General features: G+C 62.1%; 7 protein-coding genes and 1 pseudogene. 5 read left to right on the top strand and 3 right to left on the bottom strand.

Features of this window, described 5'->3' with window-relative positions; translation table 11 throughout:
• A pseudogene (locus ACOZKU_RS08645) lies at positions 1 to 159 on the bottom strand (MarR family transcriptional regulator); the annotation flags it as partial.
• A 77-nt stretch (positions 160 to 236) separates the two neighbouring features.
• On the opposite strand from ACOZKU_RS08645, the gene hmgA reads away from it, so the two are divergent.
• A complete protein-coding gene (gene hmgA / locus ACOZKU_RS08640) occupies positions 237 to 1565 on the top strand; it encodes a homogentisate 1,2-dioxygenase (protein ID WP_421578532.1) in 1329 nt (442 codons plus the stop codon).
• 2 nt (positions 1566 to 1567) lie between these two features.
• Here hmgA and ACOZKU_RS08635 read toward each other — a convergent pair whose 3' ends face one another.
• Positions 1568 to 2128 (bottom strand): DUF2585 domain-containing protein, encoded by a 561-nt coding sequence (locus ACOZKU_RS08635; protein WP_421578531.1) that lies wholly within the window; start codon positions 2126 to 2128, stop codon positions 1568 to 1570.
• 113 nt (positions 2129 to 2241) lie between these two features.
• On the opposite strand from ACOZKU_RS08635, the gene ACOZKU_RS08630 reads away from it, so the two are divergent.
• The 4 genes from ACOZKU_RS08630 to ACOZKU_RS08615 are packed head-to-tail and all read left to right on the top strand — an operon-like array spanning position 2242 to position 4602.
• On the top strand, positions 2242 to 3258 hold the full coding sequence (locus tag ACOZKU_RS08630; protein WP_421578530.1) for a fumarylacetoacetate hydrolase family protein: 1017 nt from the start codon (positions 2242 to 2244) through the stop codon (positions 3256 to 3258).
• 4 nt (positions 3259 to 3262) lie between these two features.
• Complete coding sequence (gene maiA / locus ACOZKU_RS08625) at positions 3263 to 3907, top strand: maleylacetoacetate isomerase (protein WP_421578529.1); 645 nt, start codon at positions 3263 to 3265, stop codon at positions 3905 to 3907.
• A 57-nt stretch (positions 3908 to 3964) separates the two neighbouring features.
• Positions 3965 to 4207 carry a type II toxin-antitoxin system VapB family antitoxin gene (locus ACOZKU_RS08620; protein WP_421578528.1) on the top strand — a complete coding sequence of 81 codons (243 nt, stop codon included), beginning with the start codon at positions 3965 to 3967 and terminating at the stop codon, positions 4205 to 4207.
• Positions 4207 to 4602, top strand: a complete 396-nt coding sequence (locus ACOZKU_RS08615) for a type II toxin-antitoxin system VapC family toxin (protein WP_421578527.1) — start codon at positions 4207 to 4209, stop codon at positions 4600 to 4602. Before ACOZKU_RS08620 ends, ACOZKU_RS08615 begins: the two co-directional genes overlap by 1 nt.
• Positions 4603 to 4643: 41 nt before the next feature.
• On the opposite strand, the gene ACOZKU_RS08610 is transcribed toward ACOZKU_RS08615, so the two are convergent.
• A partial coding sequence (locus ACOZKU_RS08610) for an NAD-dependent succinate-semialdehyde dehydrogenase (RefSeq protein ID WP_421578526.1) occupies positions 4644 to 5992 on the bottom strand: 1349 nt, incomplete at its 5' end.

The following is a 5992-nucleotide window of genomic DNA, read 5'->3' as shown; positions in this document are numbered from 1 at the left end:
GGCGGTCATCCGGCCATAGCTGCCGAGAGCCGCCAGCGCCCGCCATTCCGGCCGTGTCATGCGGTAGCGGGCGCGGTACTGCGCGGCGAAACGCTGGCTCACCCGCTCGGCCGCCTGGTTGAGGCGATAGGGCAGGAAACTTTCAAGATTGAAGTCCATCGACGGCGCCTTGATGGTTACAAAATGGACAGTTACATCTGCAACCATCTAAGCCTGCTTGAAGAGGAGGGCAAGCCATGTCCGAGAGCACCAACAGCCTGAGATACATGCCGGGCTTCGGCAACGACTTCGAGACGGAATCCCTGCCGGGCGCCCTGCCGCAGGGCCAGAACAGTCCGCAGAAATGCAATTACGGCCTCTATGCCGAACAGCTCTCCGGCTCGCCCTTCACCGCGCCGCGCGGCACCAACGAGCGCTCCTGGCTTTACCGCATCCGCCCGAGCGTGCGCCACACTCGCCGCTTCTCCAACGCCTCCTATCCGCACTGGAAGAGCGCGCCCTGCCTCGACGATCATTCCCTGCCGCTCGGCCAGCTGCGCTGGAACCCGCTGCCGGCGCCGGCGGAAACGCAGAACTTCCTTGAAGGCATCCGCACCATGACGACGGCGGGCGACGTGCTGACCCAGGTCGGCATGGCCGCGCACGCCTATACGTTCAACGCCGATATGGTGGACGACTATTTCTTCAATGCCGATGGCGAGCTGCTGGTCGTACCGCAGCTCGGCGCCGTCAGGATCTTCACCGAAATGGGCATCATGGATGTCGAGCCGCTGGAAATCGCGCTCATTCCGCGCGGCATGATGTTCAAGGTCTCCCGCCTCGGCGAGGGCGATACCTGGCGCGGCTATATCTGCGAAAATTACGGCGCGAAATTCACCCTGCCGGATCGCGGCCCGATTGGCGCCAACTGCCTTGCCAATCCGCGGGACTTCAAGACGCCCGTCGCCGCCTATGAGGACAAGGAAACGCCCTGCCGGGTGCATGTCAAATGGTGCGGCAAGTTCTTTGTCACGGAGATCGGCCATTCGCCGCTCGACGTCGTCGCCTGGCACGGCAACTACACCCCGTTCAAATACGACCTTCGCACCTATTCCCCCGTCGGCGCGATCCTCTTCGATCATCCGGACCCGTCGATCTTCACGGTCCTGACAGCGCCGACCGAGGAGGCGGGCACGGCCAATATCGACTTCGTCATCTTCCCGCCGCGCTGGATGGTGGCTGAGCACACGTTCCGCCCACCGTGGTATCACCGCAATATCATGAGCGAATTCATGGGCTTGATCCATGGCCAATACGACGCCAAGGAAGAGGGCTTCGTGCCTGGCGGCATGAGCCTGCACAACATGATGCTGCCGCACGGGCCTGATGCGACAGGCTTCGAAAAAGCCTCGAACACCGAACTGAAGCCGGTGAAGCTCGACCACACCATGGCCTTCATGTTCGAGACCCGCTATCCGCAGCAACTCACCAAGTTTGCCGCCGAGCTGGAGACCTTGCAAGACAACTATCTCGAATGCTGGGATGGGCTGGAGCGCAAGTTCGACGGCACGCCGGGCATCAAATGATCTCAGCCGCCCTGCCAGGCCTTCACCGCTTCCATCGGCCAGACGAGCATCAGGATATTGAGCGTCAGGCCGTCCCGGATGAGATAGGTGGTCGTCGCCTCGAAGACGATGATGATCGCCACGCTTGCCCAGACCGGCAGGCGCGACGCCAGGAAGAAGCCGACGACCATGGCGAGGATGTCGGCGCTCGAATTGATCACGCTGTCGCCGAAATAATCGAGCGAGATCGTCGATTCCCGGTAGCGGTTGATGATCATGTCGGTGTTTTCGAGGATTTCCCATGCGCATTCGACGATCAGGGCCAGCACGAGGCGCACGTTGATGCTGGCTTTGCGCAGGAGCAGCGTGAAGAGGCCAAAGAACAGGATGCCGTGAATGATGTGGCTCGGCGTGTACCAATCGCTGAGATGCTGCGAGTTTTCCGAAGAAATAACGACGCCATGCCAGAGTTTCACATATCCGCACTTGCAGATGAGCGGCTGACCCATCGTATAAAGGATGGTGGCCGTTGCCGCGATAAAGGCGGCGGCGATCAGCAGGGAGTTTTGGACCGAGCGGTTCACGCGGAATTCCTTGAAGAATGCGATGCGCCGTGGGAGCGGCGCACGAGGGTGGAGACAGGCAACCGGAAGATGACACCATCTGACGGCTGCAAACAAGATCGGGAGAGACGTGCATGAAACTTGCGACGCTGAAGAATTCCACCCGTGACGGCCGGCTGGTCGTCGTTTCGCGTGACCTGACGCGCTGCTCGGAGGTCGGGCATATCGCCCGCACCCTGCAGGATGCCCTGGATGACTGGGACCATGTCGCACCGCGCCTCGAGCGCGTGGCGGAAGGCCTCGAAACCGGCGCGCAGCCGACCGCACGCTTCCATGAACATGACGCCGCCTCTCCCTTGCCGCGCGCCTATGCCTGGGCGGACGGTTCGGCCTATGTCAACCATGTCGAGCTTGTGCGCAAAGCCCGCAATGCCGACATGCCCGAAAGCTTCTGGACCGACCCCCTGATGTATCAGGGCGGTTCGGACAGTTTTCTCGGACCGCGCGACCCGATCCTCGCGGCGGATGAGGCCTGGGGCATCGACATGGAGGCCGAGATCGCAGTCATCGTCGGCGATGTGCCGATGGGGGCGAGTGTCGAGGAAGCCCGCGATGCCATCAAGCTCGTCATGCTGGTCAACGATGTTTCGCTGCGCGGCCTCATCCCCGCCGAATTGGCCAAGGGCTTCGGTTTCTTCCAGTCGAAGCCGTCATCGGCCTTTTCGCCGGTCGCCGTATCGCCCGACGAATTGGGTGACGCCTGGAAGGACGGCAAACTCCACCTGCCGCTCCTCGTCTCGCTCAACGGCAAGGCCTTCGGCAAAGCCGATGCCGGCGTCGACATGACCTTCGATTTCGGCCAGCTCGTCGCGCATGCGGCAAAGACCCGGCCGCTCGTCGCCGGCACGATCATCGGCTCCGGCACGGTTTCCAACAAGCTCGACGGCGGCCCCGGCAAGCCCGTCTCCGAGGGCGGCGCCGGCTATTCCTGCATCGCCGAGATCCGCACCATCGAAACGATTACGACCGGCGCGCCCAAGACGCCTTTCATGAAGTTCGGCGACACCGTGCGCATCGAAATGAAAGACAAGACGGGGCATTCGATCTTCGGAGCGATCGAGCAGACGGTCAAGAAATACGAAAAGGAGTGATCGGGTGAGCGACGACATCGTGCTTTTCGATTATTGGCGCTCGTCCGCCAGCTATCGCGTGCGCATCGCGCTTGCGAGCCTGGGGCTAACCTATGACAGGCAATCCGTCGACCTGCTCGCTGGCGCCCAGCGCTCCGAAGAACACCGTGCCCGCAATCCGCAAGGTCTCGTGCCGGCGCTGTTGATTGACGGACACATGTTGACGCAGTCGCTCTCGATCATCGAATATCTCACGGAAACGCGCCCTGAGGCGCGTTTCCTGCCCACCAATCCGCATGAACGACAGCGGGTGCGCACGCTTTCCTATGCGATCGCCATGGAAATCCATGCCGTCTGCAATACCGGCGTCATCGGTCATGTCCTTGAGATCACGGGAGGAGGCGACGAGGTCCGCCGCGCTTGGATGAAGAAGTTTATCGGCGAAGGCCTCGCCGCCGTCGAAGTCCTGCTGGACGACCCCGCCACCAGCGCCTTCTGCCACGGCGACACCCCAACCATGGCCGATTTTTGCCTCGTGCCACAGGTTTACAATGCCGACCGCTGGGGTGTCGATATCTCCAGCCTTAAGCAGGTGCGGCGCATTGCCGAAGCCTGCAACGCCCTTCCGGCGTTCAAGGCCGCGCATCCGGATGCGGTGAACGGAGCCTGACCTTCCGTAGCGTGACGCGACATGCTATATATACCCCAAGCAAGGGAAGGATATACCATGCCCCTCTATGTGAAGGATCAGGAGGTCGACCGGCTTGCCGAAAGGCTGTCCACGCTGCGCAATGTCAGCAAGACCGAGGCCGTGCGGCAGGCACTGGCGCATGAGCTGGCGCGGGCCGAAGGCGAACCGACATTGATGGTCAAAGCCAAAGCCTTCATTCGCGATCTCGATGTGAAACACCCCAAGGTCGGAACAGCCGCCGACAAGGATTTCATCGACAGTCTTTACGAGGACAATTGATGTTCGTCGACGCCTCGGCGCTCGTCGCAATCCTTGCCTCCGAGGACGGGGCGGATGCACTTCTGGTAAAACTCGAGCAAGCGGAAAGCCGCTCTACGTCGTCGATGGCCCTATGGGAAACATCCGTTGCTCTGGGACGACAACGGCAAATCGCGCCGATGGACGCTTTCAAGATCGTCACGGCGTTTTTGAAACTGCTCCCCGTCGAGATTGAGCCAGTCCGTCAAGAGGTCGGTGAAATCGCCGTCATCGCCTACCAGCGCTTCGGCAAAGACCGCCACCCCGCTGGGTTGAATTTCGGCGACTGCTTCGCTTACGCTTGCGCACGGCACCTCAACATGCCGCTGCTATATAAAGGCGACGATTTCTCCAAAACGGATATCGACAGCGCATAACAATCGCCCCGCACAAGGCGGGGCGATCTGGTCGTTTGTTATCAGGCGACGTCGCCCATGCAGACGTATTTCAGCTCCAGATAATCATCCGCGCCGTGGGCGGAGCCTTCGCGGCCGAGGCCGGACTGCTTGATGCCGCCGAAGGGGGCCGCCTCGGAGGAGATGAGGCCGGTATTGACGCCGACCATGCCGTATTCCAGGGCTTCCGCGACCTTCCAGACCTTCTTGAGATCGCCAGCGAAGAAGTAGGCGGCGAGACCGAATTCGGTGTCGTTCGCCTGCTCGATGACGTCCTCGACCGTATCGAAGCGGAAGAGCGGCGCGACCGGGCCGAAAGTCTCCTCACGTGCGACCGTCATGCCGCGCGCGACACCCTTGAGCACCGTCGGCTCGAAGAACGTGCCGCTGCCGGCAATGCGCTTGCCGCCGGCAACGACGGTCGCGCCCTTGGAAACGGCGTCGGCGATATGAGCCTCCACCTTTCCGATAGCGGCTTCCTCGATCAGCGGGCCGATCGTCACGCCCTTGTCGAAGCCGTTGCCGACGGAGAGTTCGGCGACTTTCTTCGCCAGCTTCTCGGCGAAGACGTCATAGACGTTCGACTGGACATAGATGCGGTTGGCGCAGACGCAGGTCTGGCCGGCATTGCGGTATTTCGAGGCCATGGCGCCCTCGACGGCCGCGTCGAGATTGGCGTCGTCGAAGACGATGAAGGGGGCATTGCCGCCGAGCTCGAGGCTGACCTTCTTGATCTGGTCCGAGCACTGACGCATCAGGATGCGCCCGACTTCCGTCGAGCCGGTGAACGAGATTTTGCGGACCTTCGGATTGAAGCACAGCTCCTTGCCGATCGCCGGGCCGTCCGTGCCGAGAATGACGTTGAAGACACCCGCGGGAATGCCGGCCTTCTCCGCAAGCACGGCAAGCGCGATCGCCGACAGCGGCGTCTGCTCGGCGGGCTTGGAGACGACCGTGCAGCCGACGGCCAGCGCCGGCGCGATCTTGCGGGCGATCATCGCGGCGGGGAAGTTCCACGGCGTGATCGTGCCGACCACGCCGACCGGCTGCTTGATGACCAGCATGCGCTTGTCGGCGGACGGGGCGGGAATCGTCTCGCCGTTGATGCGCTTTGCTTCTTCCGCATACCACTCGACATAGGAGGCGGCGTAGAGGATTTCGCCCTTGGCTTCCGCCAGCGGCTTGCCCATTTCGGCGGTCAGGATGGCGGCGAGTTCGTCGGCATTGGCGATGATCAGGTCGAACCATTTGCGCAGGAGAATGCTGCGGTCCTTGGCCGGGCGGGCGGCCCAGATGCCTTGAGCCTTGTGGGCGGCGTCGATGGCGGCTGCGGTCTCGGTCGCGCCCATTTCCGGCAGCGTCGCTAGCTTTT

The sequence above is a fragment of the Shinella sp. M31 genome (assembly GCF_049199205.1).
Lineage (GTDB): Bacteria > Pseudomonadota > Alphaproteobacteria > Rhizobiales > Rhizobiaceae > Shinella.
Note: the sequence above shows the minus strand (reverse complement) of the source record. Positions and strands in the feature narration are given on the sequence as shown.